This is a genomic window from Leptolyngbya subtilissima AS-A7 (assembly GCF_039962255.1).
Taxonomy (GTDB): Bacteria; Cyanobacteriota; Cyanobacteriia; order Phormidesmidales; family Phormidesmidaceae; genus Nodosilinea.
The window spans coordinates 996,259-1,016,951 of record NZ_JAMPKY010000001.1 but is presented as its reverse complement, the minus strand read 5'-3'; the positions used below and the strand labels follow the sequence as shown (position 1 = coordinate 1,016,951).

Below are 20,693 nucleotides of genomic sequence, written 5' to 3'. Positions count from 1 at the left end.
AAAGTGGACTGGCCGGTTTAGCCAAAATTGGCTCTTGTGGCTCTCCAATTTCGCCTCTATTCTAAGCAAAGCTTTCAGAAAAGAAAAAATGAACGTTTTTCAAGCTGGGTTTGAGCATCTTGAAGCAGTGGCAAAACTGTTTGACCACTATCGAGTTTTTTACCAAGCCTCGCCAGATTTCGAAGCAGCAAAAACATTCATCAGCAAGCGTATTCAGGAAAACAGTTCAACGATATTTGTGGCCTGTCATGGCGAGAAAATTGTCGGATTTACGCAGCTTTATCCCACGTTTTCGTCTGTATCAATGAAGCGGGTTTGGATCTTAAATGACTTGTTTGTAGAAGAAGCTTATAGGCGCAAAGGAACGGCAGGGCTGTTGCTGAATGCAGCAGCAGAATTTGCGCAAGCAACTGATGCAGCCCGGATTGTTCTATCAACGCAAATTTCTAATACCTCGGCTCAATCCCTCTATGAATCGCAGGGTTACTGCCGAGACGAGGCGTTCTATCACTACACATTGTCGCTGACATGATTTGTGTTTTGAGAAATCCTGACTGACGCGCAAAAATTATGTCAATGTCAATCCCCATCACTATTCGAATTAGCAGTCCTGCAGAAGATGCCATAATTGCCCAGCATTTCTACCGCATGTGGTGCGACCTAGGCGTGGATGAAAACGACATTCAACCCGACTGGCTCACCATAGGGCTGGAGTTTATCGATCAGGCCCGGCGCACCCTCAACTACCAAGCCTTTGTCGCTGAGGCTGAGGGAAACATTGTGGGCTCGGTCAGTGGACAGCGCTTTGCCGAGCTGTATCCCCCAGTTTTGTCACCCACCCATCGCCAGTACGGTTACATCTGGGGCGTTTATGTGGAGCCTGCCTACCGCAATCAGGGAGTTGCCACCCGGCTGACCCAGCTAATGGTGGAATATCTCCAAGAAATCGGCTGCACCAAAGCCGTGCTCAATGCCGCCCCCCAGGCGCGGTCGCTCTACCAAAAGCTGGGCTTTAGCGAGAGCAATCTGATGGAACTCAATCTCGTATCCCAGGAGGGCTAGATGTCGATTGCCTTACCGATTGCTCTAATTTCTGAGTCGGCCAGGCTGGCCGACTATCAGGCGCCATCGACGGTAGTGGATAGTGAGCACCCGGTCATTGCTGATCGGGCGCGATCGCTCACCACAGCGGCCACTTCACCCGTAGAGCAGATCAAGCTTGTCTACGAGTGGGTGCGCGATGCGATCGCCCACACCTACGACATCCAGGCAGTCCCCGTTACCTGCGCTGCCTCTGAGGTGCTGGCCCAGGGCCACGGCTTTTGCTTTGCCAAGGCGCATCTGCTGGCGGCCCTGCTGCGCCACCGCGGCATCCCCATCGGGTTTTGCTACCAGCGGCTCGTGTTCGACGATGCCCAGCCCACCCACCACACCCTGCACGGCCTCAACGCCGTCTACCTAGCCGAGCTAGAGCGCTGGGTGCGGCTCGACGCGCGGGGCAATAAGCCTGGGGTGCAGGCCGAGTTTAACGGTGATCGCGAACAGCTCGCCTTCCCCATCCGCCCCCACCTCGGCGAAGTTGACTATCCCACTATCTACACTCAACCCCACCCTCTAGTCGTCACCACCCTACAAACCCACCCCACCACCGCCGACCTAATTGCCCACCTGCCCGCCGCCCTTTAGCCCATCCACCCCTTACCCATCCACCCCTATGTCCCCAGCATCCTTCTCCCCCACCCCTCGCACCCAGGTCAAGCGCCTCCCCCAGCGAGGCAGCTACGATCGCCCCCAGGTCCATACCATTCTCGATGAGGGCCTGGTCTGTCACTTAGGCTTTGTTGCTCAGGGACAACCCTTTGTCATACCCACCGCCTACGGTCGCATGGGCGATCGGGTCTACATTCACGGCTCCCCTGCCAGCCGCCTGTTGACCACTCTGGAGCAGGGGGTGGAGGTCTGCCTCACCGTCACCCTGCTCGATGGGCTGGTGCTGGCGCGATCGGCGTTTCACCACTCCATGAATTACCGCTCGGTGGTGCTGTTTGGCACCGCCACCCGGGTAGACGATGCCAACGAAAAACTGACGGCGCTTAAAGCTTTTACCGACCACGTTGTACCTGGCCGTTGGGATGAAGTGCGCCCTCCCACCGCCTCAGAATTGGTGGGTACCCTGGTGCTGGCCCTGCCTATTGCCGAGGCCTCGGTTAAAGTGCGCAGCGGTCCACCCCTCGATGCCGCTGCCGACTATGCCCTGCCAGTCTGGGCAGGGGAAATTCCCCTAGCGGTCACCGCCGCTGCCCCCATCAACGATCCCCAGTGCTCGCCGAAAGTCGCAATTCCTGACTATGCCCAGCGCTATCGGCGGGGATAATGTGTTGATAAATCAGCTTTTGGGCGTGATCAAGAATCGATATTGTTCCCACAAAATGTTAGTTTCACGCCCTTTTTCTTACCTTCCTTATCCATGCACAAAATCTAAATATGCTCAGCTATTTCTAGGCAAAAAGATCCGCTAAGTCAAGCTTTCTCTCTTCTACAACATCAATGCATCTCTACAACGAATAAGAAGGCGCTGTATGTCATTACAGCCTAATCAATACAGGCTGCCTCACCCTTTTCTTGAGAGCTAAGATTTGAATTTTGTCCTTGGCTAGATAGTTTTTCACGAAGCCCTACCATGCGGGTATAGGCTTGCCAGTTAGCTGCTTTTCGCTTTAGCTTTTCCTTCAGCGGCTTAGCAGCCAAAGCGTAGCCGCCATCAGCCCCATCGACAAAGTGAACCTCACGCCCACTGCGCTCAAATACTAAACACGTCATCAAAGCTCGATCTGGAAACATGTATGCCATAGACAAGGTTGCCTTCGCGCGATTGAGTCTCAAGGTAGTCAGTCAGCTTTTCTCGCTGATTGGTATCGCCTGAGATGATCATCCGCAACATGTCATCAAATTTTTTGTAGTCACTAGCAGCCTGCACCAACTGCTTATACGAGCCCCAGTTGATACCGCCAACTTTAAAGTTAAACCGCATATAGATCGAACCCAAAATGTTATCGATCTTGAGGTTCCAGATATAGCGCCAGCGAGATAGCCAATTGGAAGGCTGCGATCGCAGCTTGGCTTGGGGAAGCAGTTTTTCAGTTCTTAGGGATAGATTGAGATTCTGTAGCCCAACTGGATGAAAGTCATCCTCAGTACCATAGATCTCCTGGATCTTCTCAAGCACATCGTGATACAAGGCATTATTTGCCGCTAGGCTATGGGCGGTTGCTAGCACCAGCAGCGTTACCGTTTCCCCATACCTGCTGGCAATGTCTTGCCAGCGACACTCCAATCCTGCCAGATTCGCCTCGGAAATCTTGGCATCACTGATTTGATAGCGACCAGCCGTTTCAGAAAATTTCACTAATTCCGTTGCGTGGTTTAATCCCCCGCCGACAAAAACAGCCTGGTGATACTGCTCTGCCACCTTGAGCTTTGCCAGCTTCACCTCAAACCCTGCTTGGCTAGCCGTTGTCACTGGAACAATTCCCACCCGCAGCTCAAGGTTAAATTCCGTTTGGGCTAGCTGTTGAAGGGCTAGCAGAGGCGACTTTACCTTCTCTAACACAGTAGGGGGAATCAGAAGAGAAGCCCCATCTCCGCCAAAAACATAGGGAATCTCCAACGGTTTAACCGCGTTGAGTACCGCCGCAATGGAAGAAGCGCCTAAAAGATTGACTTCCTTATAGCGACCGGCCTCAATGGCCTCCGTAGAACCCCTAACATCCGCGATGATGATGTACCAGTCACTTGGTACTGGCAGCAGATTGTTGGCATCAATTGCACTGAGCAAATTGTCTATGGCAGGAAGGTTGGCATAGAAACGTTCTGTAGACATACTTTTGGGCAGATGCTGTGTGAACAGAAGTTCCGGAAAGGCGCTCTGTTGGATTGACTAGTTAAGTGTGCCCAGATATACAACAAAAACACCTCTTTTCCCTTCACGCACAAGCGCGTTACAAATTTATTGGAACTAGAAATTGCTAGGCCATCTTCATCTAACAAAATTGGCAATTGGTCACCAAATGGCTGAGCGATGGCTCAATACCGTAGGGAAAGCCCTAAATCATGACAAAAATCTGATTTTTATAAATGCCTTCGTTAAATCTTCACTCGTAACATTTTTGAGACTATAACTTTACAAAAAATATGCACAAAACTTATACCGAAAAAAGTCGTCTACAGCTTTACATTCTGTAGACGACTTTCTAAAACCTTGACTCAAGGTGTATCGGTGCTTTTGCTTTTACCCAGCAACTTTATACATTCCCTTTTATCTTGATCAAAAGGGAATATCGTCGTAGCTGGGGGCAGGGGTGGACGGCGGTGGGGTTGCTGGAGCCGCCGGGGCTGCCGGACGAGTGGCTGCCAGGCGGGAGGCCGCCGGACTAGGCGTGGCCACAGGAACTGCAACGGCGGCTGGGGGAGCCATGGGCATGGTGTTGAGCTCACCCACTGCGTAGATGCGCTGCACGGTCATTTCGACCTGCTTTTCTTTGTAGCCTTGGGGGCTATCGACCACGTTCATGGCTAGGCGGCCTTCTAGCAGCACTCGCTGGCCCGCATGGTACTGGGCCTGAATGTCTTGGGCTAGGTTGCCCCAACCGACCACCTTCATCTGCGAGGAGGGGTCGCCCTCTTTTAACCCTGGAAACTGCACCACAAACTCGGCCACGGGAGTTTGATTGTCGGAGGTGTAGCGCAGCTGGGGCGACTGCACGATCTCGGCCATTAGTAGGCAATTGTTCATAGCGGCATGGGCTCCTTGATCCCCTGTTCTTTCTCAATGAAGGTTTGGACGTGCTGCTGGTATTTGGCCAGGGTGCAGTCGAGCCATTCGCGGCTCTGGCTGTTGCCGTAGATGTGTACCAGGGGCTCGCCCGCGTCGGGCAGCACCAGCACCCAATCGTCGGGGTTGTCACCTAAGATTTTAACGCCGTCGATCAGCTCTAGACGCTCGGGCGGGTTATCTTCTACCAAATAGCGCATCAGAGCACCTTTCACCGTCCAGGGGCAGCGCAGGGTTTGCATACGGTAGGCCATGCGAGGCAGGTCTGACCAGATCTGGCCGAGCGATCGCTGCTGCAGGCTCAAAATCTCAATCAGCTTGGCAATGCAGAACATGGCGTCAAAGCCGGGGTGCAGCTCGGGGAAGATAAAGCCCATCTCGCCGCTGCCGCCCAGCACCACGTTGGGATTGCTCTGACAGGCTTCCATCAGGGCAGTGGGGTTGGCCTTAGTGCGAATCACTCGACCGTCGTGACGGCGGGCGATGTGCTCGATCGCTCCTGAGGTGTGCACCGGCACCACAATGGTGCCGCGGGGGTTGGTAGTCAGCATCATGTGGGCCATCAGCGAGGTCAGCACTTCGCCGCGAATGCGGGTGCCTACCTCATCCACCAAAATCAGCTGTTCGCCGTTGGCCGACACCTGGGCCCCGAAGGTGGCCCGCAGCGCTTGCACCACCTGACCAAGCTGGCTGAGCATGACCTCGCGCTCGTCGTTGGAGAGGGCAACCTGACGCAGGCTGGCGTTGAGCACCACTGCGTCGCAATCAAACTTGCCAAGAATCTGGGGCAGCACCGCCCCGGCCACGGCGTAGAGGTAGTCGATCACCACCTTGGCCTGGCTGTTGGTCACGGCCTGAATATTGAGGTGCTTCTCAAAGGCGGTGGTGTAGGTGGAGACGACATCGGTGGGATTGGTGACGGTGCCAATTTCGTGGACGGGCGATCGCCGCAAATCTTCCTTAAAGTAGGCGCCCTCGATTTTCTTCTCTTTGCCCTTAGAGATATCGATACCCTTCTCGTCAAAGAATTCAATCAGCACGTAGTCGGGGCGATCGGGGTGCAGCCGCACGTGAATGCCTCCAGCGACGCCCATCGCCGCCAGCATGCTGCGGGCCACCGGAATTGCCGTCGCCTCTAGGTTTTGGATGTTGATGCCGACTGACATCAGGCCCGCGATCAGCGATCGCGACACCATGCGTGAGATGCTGCGCTGATCGCGCGACACCGTGACGTGAGAGCCGGGCTTGAGGGTTGACCCGTAGGCCGCCCCCAGCTTGACCGCAAACTCGGGGGTGATGTCGATATTGGCTAGCCCAGCCACCCCCCGCTGGCCAAACAGATTGCGCTGCGCCGTGTTGCCCCAGATAAGGTTGATGTTCAACGTTGCACCTGACTCGATTTGCTTGCTCGGCCAGACTCGCACGCCAGGGCTGATTTGCGCCTCTTCGCCCACCGAAGACAAGGGACCGATCACCGCCCCCTCCAGCACGTGGGAGCGGCGGTCAACCCGCGCCCCTCGGGCAATGGTGCAGGCCCGCAGGTGCACCTCATCGCCCACAATCGCGCCATTCCAGACGATCGGTCGCTTGAGGTCGGCATCGCAACCGATGGTGATGTTGTCACCAATCACGGTGCCCGGTTCGAGCACCGTGCGGGCACCGATGCGGCAGTTGTTGCCAATCATCACCGGCGGCTGAATCTGAACCGTTGGATCTATCTGGGTATTGTCACCGATCCACACGCCGGGAGATGTCTCAGGGTATGCATAATTGACCGCCACTTTGCGGTACAGGGCATCGTACTGGGCCTCACGGTAGGCCTCTAGGTGGCCGACATCACACCAGTAGCCGCTAGCTACGTAGCCATACATCGGCTCCCCCTTCTCCAACAGCAGGGGAAACAGATCCTTGGAGAAGTCAGACTCTTCGTTGTCGGGCAGGTAGTCAAGCACCTCGGGTTCGAAGATATAGGTGCCGGTATTCACCGTGTCAGAAAAAATTTCGCTGGTGGAGGGCTTTTCTAGAAACCGCTTGATGCGCCCCTCTTCGTCGGTGATCACCACGCCAAACTCGATCGGGTTGGGCACCCGAGTCAGCACCAAAGTAGCTTTAGCACCCTTTTGCCGGTGAAACGCGATCGCCGCAGTGAGATCAAAGTCGGTGACGCTGTCGCCGCTAATCACCAAAAATGTGTCGGTGAGCAGGTCGGCAATATTCTTGACGCAGCCCGCCGTGCCCAGGGGCTGGTCTTCTTCGACGGCGTAGGTCATCTGCACGCCAAAATCACGGCCGTCGCTAAAGTAGTTGCGCATCACATCGGGCAGGTAAAAGAGGGTGGCGATCACCTCATCAATACCGTGGCGCTTGAGCAGATTGACGATGTGTTCAGCGATGGGGCGGTTAAGGATCGGCACCATGGGCTTGGGCAAGTCACAGGTTAGAGGCCGTAAACGGGTTCCTGAACCACCGGCCATTAGCACTGCGCGCATTAGAGTCTCCTTGCTGCGTAAACATTCCTGATGGGGTTGCCCCAGCTCTAGCTAGGGCGCTCAACCAAACACCGAACACAACCATCGACAGGGATATCCATAACGTTACTCCGCCGTTGATCTACTCAAAGATAGATTAGAGTAAATGTACACGATCTATGCTTTACCACGGGTAAGATCAGTTTCGCCCTGCCACGACCGTTCTCTCCCGCCGCGTCTTGGGAGCAAACGTTTGAAAAAGTAAGGCAATGGCGGGCAACCAGGAGCAACGTTGGTATTGTAGAAGCATAGGTGAACCGGGTAGAAAGGAGCAGTGACTATGGGTACATTGATCGCGCTTTTGTTAGCCGTTATCTATGGCGGCGGCGCCTTTAAGTTTTGGACAGGGTTCAACCGCACCAACTTTACCGATGGCAGGGTTAAGTTCACCCTGCTGTGGCCGCTGTTTTTGGCCCTTAACAAGTCGTACCGCCAGAACTTTAGCCGGGCTCTGAAAGGATGAGCCGCCTGCCCGCCGCTGACCCCTCCCCCTGGGGCACCCAGGTGCAGGCCGTGGCCCGACGCTACGACCACGAGTTTGGCGGCAAAGCTTTTGACCTACCCTCCGAGGTAGAAGAAATGGCGGTGTTCCAAGACTGGATTGCCGGTACGCTGACGCCGCGTATCTCAACCCCCTTTTGGGAGTCGGTGAAGCCCCGCAAGCGCGATCGCTGCCTCGATATCGGCTGCGGCATCAGCTTTTTGATCTACCCCTGGCGGGACTGGGAGGCGCTGTTTCAGGGCCACGAAATTAGCTCAGTGGCTTGCGCTGCGCTGACCGCTCGCGGCCCCCAGCTCAACTCGAAGCTGTTTAAGGGCGTCACCCAAGGCCCTGCCCACCGGTTGGAGTATGAGCCTCACACCTTCGATATGGCGATCGCCACGGGCGTCAGCTGCTACTACCCCGCCGACTATTGGGCCACGGTGCTGCAACAGGTGAAAAAGGTCCTCAAGCCCGGCGGCTGGTTTTTGTTCGACGCCATCAACCCCGAAGCCGAGCTGGCCGAACCCTGGGCCATTCTCGAAACCTACTTAGGAGCCGAGGTGTATTTAGAACCCCTCGATCGCTGGCCCGCCCTAGCCAAAGCCGAAGGCGCACGGGTCGTTTCTACCAAAGACTATGAGCTGTTTCGCCTCTTTAAGGTGAAGTGGGACGCTTAGTTTGCGCTACCATTAGCGGCGACATTTGGTCGAGAGGTCGCGCATGGGCTTGGGTTCGGGAAACGCCAAACTGGGGCTAGGACTGCTGCTGTTAGCGCTACTGGGTAGCTGTAACCGGGGCGCTGAGGTCTCCGACGCGGCCTCGGTAGGGGCCGAGAGCACGCCCACGGCGGCAACCGATGCCGCGGCACTAGCGGAGGATGGCGGCTATCGCTCGACGCCCATTGACCCCATTCGCACGGCTCAGCTGGTGACCCAGGGAGAGGGGTCGCAGGTCAATCTGCGATCGCAGCCCACCACCCAATCTGACTCTCGGGGCTACGGTCTAGGCGGCGATGTAGTGACGCTACTGCGCCTGGCTGAGGGCGAAGGGGGCCTGAGCTGGTACTACGTCAAGTTTGCTCAATCTGAGGCCGAGGGCTGGGTGCGCGGCGATTTTATTGATACCAGTGCCCAGGTCGCTGCACCGTCTCCCACCTCCGAAGAAGTCACCACTGGCCCCTGCGGAGACAACCGACCGGAGGCGTTTTTTGAGACCAAATCCTTTAACATTCACCTGTGCCAAACCCCCCAGGGGCTGAGCTACATCGGCACCAACAAAACCAACAACAAAACCCTCGCCACCACCGACGTGCGCGACAGCCAAGGTACCTATATTGCCATCGACGGCAACCAGCAGTATCACATTAGCGATCAGGCCCTGGCGGTGTATCAAGTGAACGGCGGTAGCTACGACCAGCTTGAAGGCGAAGACGTGATTCGCCACGAGCGGTTCTTGTATTGAGGAGAGGATGGGGAGAGAGTTTTGAATGCTTTGTATACAACAAAAACTTAAACTAAGCACTCAAAACTTTCCTACCTCACCTTCTTACCTCCAACGTCTTATACCGAATCCTACTTAGTTAAACCTGATTCGTAGGGGCATTGCAGTGCAATGCCCCTACGAGATCTCTATTTTGAACCGAGGTTTCTCAAGGCGGATTTCGTATTAACCCGGCGGAATCTCATCCCGACCTGGGGCCCGATCGGGTGGGGCCAAATCCACCGGGGCTGGGGCATAGGGGTCTTCATATCCCTGGGAGGGTTGAGTCTCAAACTCCTCTGGTAGCGGTTCAGTCTCAAATTCTCCTGGGGGGCTGAGCGGGGCAGGGGCGGCACCGCTGCCGCCAACGGGGGCCACAGGCTGGGCCATTTCGGCGTGGATGGTTTCGGTCATGCGGCGGATGAGCTCGCTGGCGCGGCCGTCGTTGGAGGGGCGCTGCACCAGTACGGCTAGGGCGTAGCGCTTGCCGTTGGGCACATCGACTAGGGCCACATCGCCCAGCATGGCCTCGATGTCGCCGGTTTTGTTGGCTAGCAGTGAGCCATCGCGAATGCCAGAGGGAATCAGGCTTTCATTCTCGGTGCGCTGCATGATGCTGAACAGGCGATCGCGCGATCGCGGCGTCAGCAGACCGCCCTGGTCAATTAGGGCCATCAGCAGGGTCAGGTCTTTGGCGCTGGTGGTGTTGGTGCCGTCTAGGTCAGGCAGGGGGTTGCGCAGCACCGTGTGCTCTAGCCCCCAGGCGGTAAAGGTTTGGTTGAGCGCCTCAATGCCTCCTAAGGAGGCAATCATCATGTTGGTGGCGGTGTTGTCGCTGGTCACAATCATGCGAGTGGCGATCTCTAAGGCGGTGTATTCAGTGCCCACCGCTTCGCCGCGCAGGGTACCTGAGCCGTTCGCCATGTACTCCTCTTGCAGGGCCATGGATTGGTTGAGGGCCAGGGTGCCCGCGTCGACCTGCTGCAAAAAGGCCACTAAAATTGGCACCTTAATGGTGCTAGCCGAGGCGACGGGCTCGGCTCCGCCCAGGTCAATATACTGGCCAGAATCGAGGTCAACGGCAAAGCTGACCGGAGTGAGGCCTGGAGTCAGGGTGGCTAACTGCTCAAGCTCGCTCTTGAGGTGAGAAATTTCACCGGTCAGGCGCAGGTCGGCCACACTGGCAGCGGTGCCCTGCACTAAAGAACCGGCAGCACGACCGGACTTAGCCTGGGCAGTGGGGACGGCAGCCTCCCCAGGGGTAGCCACATTGCTGGGGCTGAGCACCGATAGCAGGGTGCCGGCGATCGCCGCTACCCCCACTCCCAAAATAATCAGCCGAATCAGGTAGAGCAGCGGCAGGGGAGGATTGGCTAGCCGTCGCCGAGCCGTCGCCGCCCGCGATCGCCGGGGCGGCAGCGAACTGTCGCCCACGCCGCCGGGGTTAGCAGCCTCTTCCAGCGTGCCGGGGGCCGATAGGCCAGTCCGCTGGGGTTGGGGGGCAGTGGGGGCGATCGCCGTTCGCCGAGACTGGGGACGTAGGGGAGTGACGTTGGGAGGCAGGGCTCTGGCGACGGTTGGCTCTCCCGCTGGAGCGACCGTACCGTTGGGATTCAAGGTGCTGGGGTGAATGCTGTGGGGGTGCATTTGCAGCGGCGGGGCACCCGGTCGAGGCGCGCTCGGCGGAGCCGCCTGCCCCCGGGGAGCCGAGCGAGGCTCAGGAATTCGCCCCTTAGGGGCAGCGGGCCTAGGGCTGCTGGGCTGGGGCTGGGCTGGAGCCCGGCGAAAGGTTGGTAGCGAGGCGTTGCGGGCAGTGGGGCGAATGACCGGTTCGATCTCGGGCTCCACCGGGGCTGAGCCAAAATCGGGGGCAAGCTGCTGGTGCTGCCGCCACTGGTTGCGGCGGCGGGCAACGGACGACGGGCGCTGCCCGTCGTTGCCCCAACCACCGGGGTCGGCTTCGCCCGGCAGCTGAAGCCCGTCGCGACCAGGGCTAGGCCCTGGGTTTGACTCTCCCCAAGGCGAGCCCGCCTCAGGACGGCCTGCCGAAAATGGATTGCGAGGATCGTCGTACTGTGCCATTGTCTTTCGCCCTGTGTGCCCGTTCACCCGTCTGTTGCTGCGATCGCAAGTTAGTCGTTCTTGGGAGCCTGGCTGGCCGCCCAATTGATCTGCCGCAAAACGCCCCTAAGCATAGCCAATTCTTGGCGATCGGGACCGGCTCGATGCAGCAATCGCCGCAGTTTAGCCATGCGGCTTGCGGCGGTATGGGGGTAAAGATAACCGATTTTCAGCAAAACGATTTCCAAATCTTGATAAAAGCCTTCTATCTGCTCCAGAGGCGCTAAATGCCCCTCCGCCGCCGCTACCCCCACGGCCGGAAACGCTGCCCCTAGCGCCTCAGCCATCGCCACCCGATGGATCAAATAGGCACAAACCGCTACCGCCTGAGCCAGATTCAATGATGGATAGCTGTCGCTGGCCGGAATACGTACCCAGCGCTGGGCATAGATCAGCTCGTCGTTGCTCAGCCCCCGATCTTCGGGGCCAAAGATCAGGGCGGCAGCAAAGCTCTCTGCTGGCGTGGGGGGCAGCAGCCAGGGCAGGGCGGTTTCCGGCAGCTCTAGGGGCTGGTCTTGGCGGTGCAGGCGACCGGTGGTGGCGATCGCCCGCTCACACCCGGCGATCGCCTCCGGCAGGCTCAACACCGTGGTCGCCGCTGCCAGCACATCGCCGCCGTGCACCGCCATCCGCAGGGCATCCTCCGAGGCCGGGTCGCATTGAGGGTTGACCAGCACCAAATGGCGCAAACCCATATTCTTCATTACCCGCGCCGTAGCGCCCACGTTTAAAGGCCCCGCTGGCTCGACTAGGACGATGCGGATTTGATCTAGCTGCCAGAGGGACATGAGGATGAGGGAGATGGGGGAGGTGAGGAGGATGAGGGGATGGGGGAGAAAAGTTTTGAGTGCTTAGTTTTAGTTTTTGTTGATGCGAAACATTCAAAACTCAAAACTCTCCCCAACTCCCCTACACCGCCTCATCCTCAAACCGATACCCCACGCCGGTCACTGTTTTCACAAAGGTGGGCTGCGACGAGTCGGGTTCAACTTTCTTGCGCAGGCGGGCAATGTGGGTATCGACGACGCGCTCGTCGCCAAAGAAATCTTCGCCCCAGAGTTTTTCGATCAGGTGGTGGCGGCTCCAGACCCGGCCGGGGTAGCTCATGAAGGTGGCCAACAGGTCAAATTCTAGCGGGGTGAGATCGAGCAGCTCTAGGTCGCCAGAGTCACCCTGGCGTTGGGCGGTGCGCTGGTCGAGGTCGAGGCTAAAGTGAGCCGTACGGTAGGTCTGAGCCGGTGCCTCCTGGCTGTGGCGCAGGCTGCGGCGCAGCAGGGCTCGCACTCGGGCCACTAGTTCTCTGGGGCTAAAGGGCTTGACCAGGTAGTCGTCGGCCCCGGTCGACAGGCCAATGATGCGGTCAATTTCTTCGCCCCGAGCGGTAAGCATGAGAATGTATGGATCTTTGGCCCCTGGCCCCTGGCGCACCCGGGCGCACACCTCTAACCCGTCGAGCTTGGGCAGCATGACGTCGAGAATCATTAGGTCGGGCTGGAGAGTCTGCTGGTAGCGCAGGGCGGTTTCGCCGTCGTCGCAAATTTCACAGGTAAAACCCTCTTTTTCGAGGTAAAGCCGAATCAGGCGGGCAATTTCGGCCTCGTCTTCCACAATTAGAATCAGCACCGCGATCTATCACCCCAGATATCTTGTCCCAGAATATCAACCTTGCACTAGCATACTCACTAAGGAAGTCCCTGCCCCATTCAGGTTAGCCCTTGAGCTAGCACCAACCGGGGCCAGGAGCCGCCGACCCAGCATGACTCAGGGTTGAGCCTCGGCCTGGGAGCACTTTAAACGGCCTGGGTTTCTCCACCTGGGTTGTTCGGTTTGGTCGTTCACGCTTTGGAGCAATACGGCTTGGGGCAATATCCATCGGTACGCTATGACCTCACTATCACCCTCCACCCATACCGGCTTTGAACCGCTACAGCGGGCCTTCGCCGCCTACCTCAAAGAGACCCGCCGCTACCCTGGGCTAACCCTCGATTGCTCAGAGCGGGCGGGGCGGTTGCTGCTGCTGGCAGAGCACAGGGCCCCGGAGGTGGGTGAGCCTAGGGACTTACTGAAGGATCTGGAGTTAGCATTTCGGGAGCTGGTGCCGACAGTAGGGCTGCCGGAGGCCGACTGGGCGGCGGTCGATACCCTGGCGGTGCGGCTTTATCTCAAACTCAAGTCGGTCGCTCAGCCCTACGCCATGCACACGTTCACCTGGCACCCGCGAGATGCGGTGCAGGTGATTTTTCCAGCCACCGCTGCGCCCCCGGAGGTAGATACGGCGGTCGATGTTGAGGCCGATGCCGCCGCCAGTGACCTCCCTGATAATCTGGCTGGTGCTGGGGCATTTGAGACCGACGTCAGTGCTGCCGAGGCTACTGCCAGAGCAGATTCCCCTGGGCTTGGATTTAGCGATGCGGCCCTGGCGCTGCCCGACACGGCGGTGCAGCCGCCTCCAGGACCTAGCTGGGGTCAGCGAGCGCAGACATGGGCTCGCCAGGGGTTGCGATCGCTGCGCGACTACTGGACCTATGGACTGGCGGGGCTAATTTTGGTAGGCAGCGGGGCCTTTGCCTATGCCCTGTCGCGGCCCTGTGTGGTGGGCAGCTGCGATCGCCTCGATCAGGCCACCGAGTATTACGAGCTGGCCCAGGCCACTCTGGTCGGCAACCCTAACGGCGCTGACCTGGCTACGGCCCAGGCCGATCTCCAAACGGCGATCGATATGCTGACCCCCATCCCCACCTGGTCGGCCTACTATGACATAGCCCAGGACGACCTAGCGCGCTACGAAGGCAACATTGTCTTTCTCAACGCCATTGTTCGCGCCCAGGCGCTGGCCAACGAGGCCGCCAACCTGAGCCAATCGCCGCCTCACCCCGTGGAGCGGTGGGTTAAGGTGCACCTGCTCTGGCAGCAGGCGATCGACCAGCTCAACAGCGTTTCCGTCGACAGTCCAGCCTTTGACTACAGCCAGCAAAAGCTGCGCGAATATCGAGCTAACTACAGCGCCATTGGCCGCCGCATCGTCGCCGAAGAGGAGGCCGAGGCCAACTTTAACACCGCCATTCAAACTGGCGATCTAGCTCGTCAGCGCATGGAAACCGCTAACTCTCTGGCAGGTTGGCAACTGGCGGCCAAGGAGTGGCAGGCGGCCATCAACGGACTGTCGCTGATTCCTCAGGGCACCGTGGTCTATGACGAAGCCCAGGCCCAGATTAGGGATTACCAGGGGCAGCTCAACCGCGCCAGCAGCCGCTCTACGTTGGAGGAGGCCGGTGCCCAAAACTACCACCAAGCAGTGCAGGCCGCCCGCAGCGCCGCCGCTGCCGAGGCCAAGGGCCAGTGGACTCTAGCGGTGACCCAGTGGCGTCAGGCGGTGGCCAGCGCTCGGCAAATTCCCTCTGACACCATCTTGGCAGCGGAGGGTGGAGTGCTGCTGGAGACCTACCAGCCGGCCTTGGCCAACGCTCAAAATCGCCTCCGCACCGCCGTGGCGCTGCAAACCCTAACCACTAATCTGGCCCAGCTCTGCCAGTTTTCAGTCACTCCCTGCACGGTGCGTGAAGACGCCAGCCAAATTCGCGTGGTGCTCTCTAGCCAGTACGCCGAGCCCCTGCGCCAGGCCATTACCCCACCGGCGGCAGACGGCACCTTTGCTTTTACCAACCAGCTCAACCCTGGCTCTCAGCAGCTGATTGAGCAAATTATTACCGCTAGCCACCAAGTTGACCGTCAGGTGGCCGTGTACGACGCCCAGGGCGGGTTTGTGGCTCGCTACCGGCCTGACCTGGGCGGGTTCATCAGGAATTAGGGCGGAGCTATACAGCTGCGGGAGAGGCTACCTTAATCTGGTTTTTGCCGTTGTACTTAGCGGCGTAGAGGGCCGCGTCGGCCAGTTGATAGCTTTGGGTGACGCCTTGGTCAGAGGTAAAGCCACTGATGCCAATGCTGACCGAGACCAGTGGGCAACGGCTGGGAGGCTGGAGCTGGGGCATAGTGATTTGCAAAATCTCTTGCCGAATGACCTCGGCCTTATCCAAGGCTTCTTCGGGCAGGCAGCCCACCATGAGCAGAGCAAACTCATCACCGCCAATGCGGGCGGCCAGGTCAGTGGTGCGAATCTGGCGACTGAGCACCTGCCCAACGGCCTGAAGCAGCTGGTCGCCGGTGCTGTGGCCGTAGGTGTCATTGATGTCTTTGAACCCGTCGAGGTCGAGCAACATGAGGGTATGCCCCATTGCTCCAGGTTGATAGACCAGAGCCGTTAGGGCGGCCTCTAGCCCCCGACGATTGGCAATACCAGTGAGGGGGTCTTGCTCTACTAGCGCCCGAATGGTGACCAGGTCCTTGTGGGTGTTGAGCAGCTGCGGCACCAACCCCTTGAGTTCCCAAGCGGTGTAGAGGCTGACCATGGCGGTGAGCCAGGTCCAAGCACCTTCAAGCCAGTAGTTGGTGTGCCAGATGTTCCACACGCGTAGGCAGTGGCCAATGCCGCAGCTAAAAATAAAGGCCGCAAAGAGCAGCAGCACCGGCCGAATCTGGGTGTCGATATGCTGCCGATTCAACAGCAGCAGCAGCGGAATCGAAAAGTAGGCTATTGCTACTGCTAAATCGCTAACCACATGCAGAGACGTCAGCTGAAGATCCCACAGGAAACAGGACCCGTGGGGCATAAGAGCAATCATGGGAAACACAATTAAGGGAACACGCGTTACACCTGCGGTAGGTAGTTGGGCTTACCGCTAATGCCATGCCACCACTGCACAAAACGACATGGCAACATTGTGTAACCACAGACCTTCATACCTTTACCAAAAGACTCTGGGGCGGCAAGGGTATAAAGCCCTAATCAGTCAGAGGTTTTCTCAGTACACTACTGGATGGCCCTAGAATTCCCCCCATGACACTATTGCAAACGCCTCTCTATTCTGCCTGCGTCGCTCAAAAGGCGCGCATGACTGAGTTTGCTGGGTGGTCAATGCCCGTGCAGTTTGGCGGCATCAAGCAAGAGCACCAGGCGGTGCGGCAGCGCGCTGGGCTATTCGACATCTCTCACATGGGCAAGTTTGAGCTACGGGGGGTGGGAGTAATTGCTGCTCTGCAAACCTTAGTGCCCTCCAACTTAGGGCGACTCACCCAGGGCCAGGCGCAGTACACAGTGCTGCTCAACCCCAAGGGCGGCATTGTCGACGATCTGATCGTCTACCTCAAGTCGCCACCCGCTAGCTCAGAAACGAGTTCGGAGACTGTAGCGCTAATTGTCAACGCGGCCACCACCGACAAAGACAAAGCCTGGCTGCTGGAGCATCTGGCTGGTACGGGGATAAATTTGGTGGATGAATCGCGCGATCGCGCCCTAATCTCTATCCAGGGGCCTGCCGCCGCTGCCCTGCTCCAGCCACACACAGCCCTCGACTTGAATGCTCTGGGCCGCTTCGCCCACCAAGACACGGCCCTATTGGGACAGCCAGCCTGGGTTGCCCGCACCGGCTATACCGGTGAAGACGGCTTTGAAATCATGACTGACCCCGCCACGGCCCTGGCCCTATGGCAGACCCTGATCGAGGCCGGTGCTGTCCCCTGCGGCCTCGGGGCGCGCGATACCCTGCGATTGGAGGCCGCCATGGCCCTCTACGGCCAAGACATTGATGACACTACCAGTCCACTGGAGGCGGGCTTAGGTTGGCTGGTGCACCTAGACGAAAAGGGGGATTTTATCGGGCGCTCGGTGCTTGAGCAGCAGCGAGCCAAGGGCGTCAGCCGCCGCCTGGTAGGCTTAGCCATGGCAGGCCGCCACATCGCCCGCCACGATTACCCGGTGATTTACCAGGGCGATCGCATCGGCACCGTCACCAGCGGCACCCTCGCCCCTACGCTAAATATCCCCATTGCCCTAGCCTACGTCGCCGCTCCCCTGGCTAAAGTGGGGCAGGCTCTTGAGGTCGAAGTGCGCGGTGAACCCCAGGCGGCGACGGTGGTGAAGCGGCCTTTTTATCGGGCGAAGTAAGAAAGAATGTGAGGGTGTGGGGGAGGTGAAGAAGGAAAGTTTTGAATGTTGAACGTTGAGGTTTGAATGATTTCAGAACTCTCTTCCCATCTCCCCTCCCTCCCCCTTCACCCCCCACTCCCTACCCATCCATCCATCCACTCATCTCCCCATTCCCTGCTCCAAAACTGCTGACTCGTGGCACACTGACACTGGATCTATCAACTCTGCACGGTAGCTGCGCTACAAACTACTCTTCCTGGGGCGATATGAGGTTACGCCATGGCATTTGAATATCCCGAAACCCTAAAATATCTCGACAGTCACGAATATGCCCGCGCCGATGATGACGAGGGCATTGTTACCGTGGGAATTACCGCCTTTGCGATCGACCAAATGGGTGACATTGTCTTCTTAGAACTGCCTGAGATCGGTGACAGCGTCGAAAAAGGCGAAAAGTTTGGCACGGTGGAGTCGGTCAAGGCGGTAGAAGAGCTGAAATCGCCGGTTTCTGGCGAGGTGCTAGAGCGCAACGAGGCGCTGGTTGAAGCGCCCGAGCAGATTGGCGATGACCCCTACGGCGACGGCTGGTTGGTTAAAATCAGAGCCACCGACCTCGACGATCTCGATGACGCCCTCACCGCCGACGAGTACAAAGACCAAGTGGGCGGCTAGGGCATTGCGTTTATTCAAGACATGGCTATACTAGGGCTGACTTTCACTGCGCCTCTAGCTGGGCGGGTTTAATCCTTCCATTGGCTAGCAGCGAGCCACTCTCAGGAAGCGGGCATGGCTTCGGACCAAGACACCTCTGAGCGACCAATTTATCCAGGGCCAACCCATGGGTCTTCTCGACCTGTGCCGCTGCCCCCGGGGCTCCCCGTTCGCGAGCCAGGGTCGCCTCGCTATGATCCCCTGGCCGAACTGCGGCAGCGGACCGATCACAGTGCTGTGGCGGCTCCTGCGGCTCCTGTGCAGCCGCGGCCGCGTCGTGCCTTGGTGCAGCGGCTGGCAAAAACTTGGCCAGTCTGGTCGGTAGGGGTTCTGGTGCTGGTGTCTGGGGTGGGGGCGATGTCGGCCATCAGCCTATTTCGGATTCCTAACTTGCCCAACTGTCGGGCGATTTTTTGGCCGACCGCGTCGGCAACAACCCGATTGCAGTGTGCCGAAGCCTACGCCGAGCAGGCTACGGTAGAGGGCTATTTAGAGGCGATCGCCCTACTGGAATCCCTACCTTCCGATCACCCGCTGCGAGGCGAGATCGACCTGCGCATTGAAGACTGGTCTGAAAAGATTTTGGCGCTGGCCGAGAACACGTTTCAGGCAGGCGATTTGGCTGAGGCGATCGCGATCGCCCAGCGCATTCCCAACCACACCGCTGCCGCCCAGCTCGTCAGCCAGCAGGTCAGCGACTGGAACCAGATCTGGAAAGAGGCTGAAACCATCTACCAGGCTGCCGAGGCTGACCTCAAGGCGTTGGCCTTTCAGGATGCCTTTGCCAAAGCCATTCAGCTACTAGACGTAGACAACACCCACTGGCAAACCACCAAATACGACGAGCTGACCGCTAAAATTACCGCCGCCCGCGAAGACCTCAACACACTGGGCAAGGCCAAAGAGCTAGCCCGTCAGGGCACGCTCAAAGCCATGCAGGAGGCCTTGAAGATCGCCCAGGGCATCGATAGCAAGAGCCCGGTCTACGCTGAAGCGCAGACGGTAATTCGCCAGTTTGGGCGCGACCTGCTGGATATGGCTGAATCTGCCTTAGAGCGGCGCGACGCCGAGGCAGCAGGGCAAATGCTAGAGGCAATTCCAGCGGCGCTGAACATGGGAGCCGAGATTGCTGACATGCGCACTCTGATCGACGCCACCCAGCTGTCGTGGCAGGGCGGCATTAGCGGACTGGAGGGAGCCATTGTGCGGCTCCAAAGTATTGGGGCCGATCGCCCCCTCTACAATAAGGCCCAAGGCCTGATGCGCCGCTGGCAGGAGGAAGTGGAGGGGCGATCGCAGCTAGAGTGGGCCCGACAGGTGGCGACCCCCGGCACCATCGCCGACCTCCAGGCCGCCATCATTGAGGCCCAAAAAGTGTCCAGCGCCAACCCCGCCTGGGATGACGCTGAGGATCAAATTAGCCGCTGGCGGAGTCAGATCGAAACCAGCGAAGATCGGCCTATTCTCAGCCAGGCGCAGCAGCAGGCCCAGGTCGGGGATCTGGCTGGGGCGATCGCCACTGCCCGCCAGATTGGCTCTGGCCGCGCCCTCTACGACGAAGCCCAGGGAGAGATTGGCCAGTGGCGGGCCGACCTCCAGCGGGCCGAAGACGGTCCTCTGCTGGGTCAGGCTCGTCAGCTTGCCGCCCAGGGTCGATTAGCTGAAGCCGTGGCGGTAGCCTCGCGCATTGGCTCAGGCCGCGCTCTGCACAGCGATGCCCAGGCCAACATTCAAACCTGGCGAGGTCAGCTCCAGGGACAACAGCTATTGCAGCAGGCCTACCAGGTGGCTCAGTCGGGTACCGTAGGTGCCCTAGTGGATGCGATACGGCTAGCTCAGCAGGTGCCCGAGAGCAGCTCCCAACGGACCGAGGCCACCCAGGCCCTCACCCGCTGGAGTTGGGACATTTTGCGCCTGGCTGAAACCGAAGCCATGACCAACCCCAGCCGGGCAATTACCTTGGCCGAAGCCGTGCCCGCCCAAACTGAAGCCTATGCCCAAGCCCAGCTGCGCCTGCGCGAGTGGCGCGCCGCCCTAGAGCCCCAAGGCGGCATAACTATGCCTTAGGGTGATTTTTTTGGACTATGGCAGTACCCTAGGCGGGAGAATCTGTCTGCTAGCAGATAGATTCTCCCGCCTAGGGTCGATCAATCGGGTCCATACTCCACTAAGATTTTCCTAAGCATTCGCGGTTGTTTAGCGCTATCCATGCACGGCTCAATGTCTGATTCGGAGAAAATTCCAGAGATTCTCAAGCTGATTGACATTCTCGATGGGCTAGAGGCATTAATTGAGAGCGCCCCCAACGAAGACGTGGAGGATGTTTTAGAAGAGGCGTGGCTGCAGATTAGCGACACCTTCCCCGACGACTTTAAAGCGGCTACCCAGCACGATGCTGGGGCCGAGGGGTTGCGGCGCTACCTGAAGGTGAAAACATTTTTTGAGAACCCCTCCGAACGCTCCATTGGGGCAGCAGAGCTAGAGGAGTATTACCGCAGCTATATTGCCGCCGAAGAGGACGAAGAGCCCACCGACTTTTTCTTTCCAGAGTAG

At 58.4% G+C, this 20,693-nt stretch carries 20 protein-coding genes; 12 read left to right on the top strand and 8 right to left on the bottom strand.

Annotated features, from left to right (window positions below):
• Positions 1–88: 88 nt before the first annotated feature.
• Genes NC979_RS04570 through NC979_RS04555 form a run of 4 tightly spaced genes read left to right on the top strand, consistent with a single transcriptional unit; the run spans position 89 to position 2,374 of the window.
• A complete protein-coding gene (locus NC979_RS04570; RefSeq protein ID WP_190524316.1) occupies positions 89–532 on the top strand; it encodes a GNAT family N-acetyltransferase in 444 nt (147 codons plus the stop codon).
• 38 nt (positions 533–570) lie between these two features.
• Complete coding sequence (locus tag NC979_RS04565; RefSeq protein WP_199309026.1) at positions 571–1,062, top strand: GNAT family N-acetyltransferase; 492 nt, start codon at positions 571–573, stop codon at positions 1,060–1,062.
• Complete coding sequence (locus tag NC979_RS04560) at positions 1,063–1,686, top strand: transglutaminase-like domain-containing protein (protein WP_190524313.1); 624 nt, start codon at positions 1,063–1,065, stop codon at positions 1,684–1,686.
• 28 nt (positions 1,687–1,714) lie between these two features.
• Positions 1,715–2,374, top strand: coding sequence for a pyridoxamine 5'-phosphate oxidase family protein (locus tag NC979_RS04555; RefSeq protein ID WP_190524310.1), 660 nt, complete (start codon positions 1,715–1,717; stop codon positions 2,372–2,374).
• 218 nt (positions 2,375–2,592) lie between these two features.
• On the opposite strand, the gene NC979_RS04550 is transcribed toward NC979_RS04555, so the two are convergent.
• The 4 genes from NC979_RS04550 to NC979_RS04535 form a co-directional block, all read right to left on the bottom strand.
• On the bottom strand, positions 2,593–2,850 hold the full coding sequence (locus NC979_RS04550; RefSeq protein ID WP_255524887.1) for a DUF3095 family protein: 258 nt from the start codon (positions 2,848–2,850) through the stop codon (positions 2,593–2,595).
• A complete protein-coding gene (locus tag NC979_RS04545) occupies positions 2,801–3,880 on the bottom strand; it encodes a DUF3095 domain-containing protein (protein ID WP_255524886.1) in 1,080 nt (359 codons plus the stop codon). Before NC979_RS04545 ends, NC979_RS04550 begins: the two co-directional genes overlap by 50 nt.
• A gap of 444 nt (positions 3,881–4,324) precedes the next feature.
• Complete coding sequence (locus tag NC979_RS04540) at positions 4,325–4,792, bottom strand: single-stranded DNA-binding protein (protein WP_190524307.1); 468 nt, start codon at positions 4,790–4,792, stop codon at positions 4,325–4,327.
• Positions 4,789–7,320 carry a mannose-1-phosphate guanyltransferase gene (locus tag NC979_RS04535; RefSeq protein ID WP_190524304.1) on the bottom strand — a complete coding sequence of 844 codons (2,532 nt, stop codon included), beginning with the start codon at positions 7,318–7,320 and terminating at the stop codon, positions 4,789–4,791. The genes NC979_RS04540 and NC979_RS04535 overlap by 4 nt, the downstream gene beginning before the upstream one ends.
• A gap of 319 nt (positions 7,321–7,639) precedes the next feature.
• Between NC979_RS04535 and NC979_RS04530 the strand changes: the two genes are divergently transcribed.
• From NC979_RS04530 to NC979_RS04520, 3 genes are read left to right on the top strand one after another with little or no spacing between them, the layout of a single operon-like run.
• A complete protein-coding gene (locus NC979_RS04530; RefSeq protein WP_190524301.1) occupies positions 7,640–7,822 on the top strand; it encodes a hypothetical protein in 183 nt (60 codons plus the stop codon).
• On the top strand, positions 7,819–8,520 hold the full coding sequence (locus tag NC979_RS04525; protein ID WP_190524298.1) for a class I SAM-dependent methyltransferase: 702 nt from the start codon (positions 7,819–7,821) through the stop codon (positions 8,518–8,520). Before NC979_RS04530 ends, NC979_RS04525 begins: the two co-directional genes overlap by 4 nt.
• Before the next feature lie 43 nt (positions 8,521–8,563).
• Complete coding sequence (locus NC979_RS04520; protein WP_190524294.1) at positions 8,564–9,304, top strand: SH3 domain-containing protein; 741 nt, start codon at positions 8,564–8,566, stop codon at positions 9,302–9,304.
• Between the two features lie 204 nt (positions 9,305–9,508).
• Here the strand turns inward: NC979_RS04520 and NC979_RS04515 are convergent, their stop codons facing one another.
• From NC979_RS04515 to NC979_RS04505, 3 genes are all read right to left on the bottom strand, one after another.
• Positions 9,509–11,404 carry a serine hydrolase gene (locus NC979_RS04515; RefSeq protein WP_190524291.1) on the bottom strand — a complete coding sequence of 632 codons (1,896 nt, stop codon included), beginning with the start codon at positions 11,402–11,404 and terminating at the stop codon, positions 9,509–9,511.
• 50 nt (positions 11,405–11,454) lie between these two features.
• Positions 11,455–12,231, bottom strand: coding sequence for an RNA methyltransferase (locus NC979_RS04510; protein WP_190524288.1), 777 nt, complete (start codon positions 12,229–12,231; stop codon positions 11,455–11,457).
• Between the two features lie 121 nt (positions 12,232–12,352).
• Positions 12,353–13,066, bottom strand: a complete 714-nt coding sequence (locus NC979_RS04505) for a response regulator (RefSeq protein WP_190524285.1) — start codon at positions 13,064–13,066, stop codon at positions 12,353–12,355.
• Positions 13,067–13,325: 259 nt separating this feature from the next.
• Here NC979_RS04505 and NC979_RS04500 point away from each other — a divergent pair, with 259 nt between their 5' ends.
• Positions 13,326–15,251 (top strand): hypothetical protein, encoded by a 1,926-nt coding sequence (locus NC979_RS04500; RefSeq protein ID WP_190524282.1) that lies wholly within the window; start codon positions 13,326–13,328, stop codon positions 15,249–15,251.
• Positions 15,252–15,258: 7 nt separating this feature from the next.
• Here the strand turns inward: NC979_RS04500 and NC979_RS04495 are convergent, their stop codons facing one another.
• Positions 15,259–16,125: a GGDEF domain-containing protein gene (locus NC979_RS04495; protein WP_190524279.1), complete on the bottom strand. Its 867-nt coding sequence runs from the start codon at positions 16,123–16,125 to the stop codon at positions 15,259–15,261.
• 215 nt (positions 16,126–16,340) lie between these two features.
• On the opposite strand from NC979_RS04495, the gene gcvT reads away from it, so the two are divergent.
• The 4 genes from gcvT (at position 16,341) to NC979_RS04475 (ending at position 20,693) form a co-directional block, all read left to right on the top strand.
• Complete coding sequence (gene gcvT, locus NC979_RS04490) at positions 16,341–17,447, top strand: glycine cleavage system aminomethyltransferase GcvT (RefSeq protein WP_190524276.1); 1,107 nt, start codon at positions 16,341–16,343, stop codon at positions 17,445–17,447.
• Positions 17,448–17,708: 261 nt separating this feature from the next.
• On the top strand, positions 17,709–18,101 hold the full coding sequence (gcvH, locus tag NC979_RS04485) for a glycine cleavage system protein GcvH (RefSeq protein WP_190524273.1): 393 nt from the start codon (positions 17,709–17,711) through the stop codon (positions 18,099–18,101).
• Positions 18,102–18,215: 114 nt separating this feature from the next.
• Complete coding sequence (locus NC979_RS04480) at positions 18,216–20,207, top strand: ATP-binding protein (protein WP_190524270.1); 1,992 nt, start codon at positions 18,216–18,218, stop codon at positions 20,205–20,207.
• Positions 20,208–20,360: 153 nt separating this feature from the next.
• Positions 20,361–20,693, top strand: coding sequence for a hypothetical protein (locus NC979_RS04475; RefSeq protein WP_073609342.1), 333 nt, complete (start codon positions 20,361–20,363; stop codon positions 20,691–20,693).